1 protein-coding gene is annotated in these 955 nt (G+C 62.0%); it reads right to left on the reverse strand.

The genetic code is table 11. The features are described from left to right. On the reverse strand, positions 1 to 955 hold a 955-nt coding region (locus tag AC0L2X_RS32410), incomplete at both ends, for a helix-turn-helix domain-containing protein (RefSeq protein ID WP_473601211.1).

Here is a 955-nt window from a genome sequence, read left to right on the forward strand (position 1 = left end):
ATCTTCTTCCTGTGCATGCAGATGCGGCCGCAGGCGGTGACGAGAATGTCCTTGTCATGGAAGGGATATTCCAGCTCGGGGAGGCCTTGATAGGCTCTTGAAGAATCTCTGTAGAGTTCGGCCGGCACCTTCATTTGGATCGCCTCGTGGGGCCTCTCGTCATTGAATTCGCTCATGAAAGCATCGAACCTGGCCTGCTGCTGCAGGGCGTTCATGCCCGGCGGCCGGGTCGTTTCGGCCTTGAGCGTGCGGTGCATGCGCTCGTGGCGGCCGTTCTCGTGCGGGTTGCCAGGCCGGATGCGCTCGATCGCGATGCCGAGCCTCAGCCAGAACACCGACAGCCTTGATAGATTGTAGAGGCCGTTGGGGCTTGCGAAGGGAAGGCCATTGTCGCTTCTAATCGCTTCCGGCAGACCGCGTTCCTTGAAGAGCCGGACGAAAGCCTCGATGACCGGAACCTCCTTTGTCGATTCAAGGGCTTCGCAGGCCAGCAGATAGCGCGAAGCCTGGTCGGTGACGGTCAGCGGGTAACAGTAGCGGCCGTTGCCGAGCTTGAACTCGCCCTTGAAGTCGGCGCACCAGAGATCGTTGGGCCGCGTCGCCTGGGACAGTTGCGTGCCCACGGCCTTGTTCGCCCGGTTCCTCTTGCGGGCCCGGCTCACAAGGCCGTGGCGGTCGAGCACGGCATGAACGGTGCTCTTGGCCGGAATGCGTACATCGCCTGCGAGCTTGCGCACCAGCAACTCGCGTATCTTCCTGGCGCCCCAGTGCGGCTTCTCCCGCTTGCTCTCTATGATCATCCGTTCGATCTGGACCGGCAACTGGTTGGCATAGCGCACCGGCCGGCGCGAGCGGTCCGTCAGGGCCTCGAGACCCTCATCCTTGTAGCGATTGAAGATCTTGTAGCCCGTCTTGCGCGAGATGCCGAACTCCCGGCACACATCGCTCATGCCTT

The sequence above is a fragment of the Mesorhizobium sp. WSM4828 genome, from assembly GCF_055811175.1.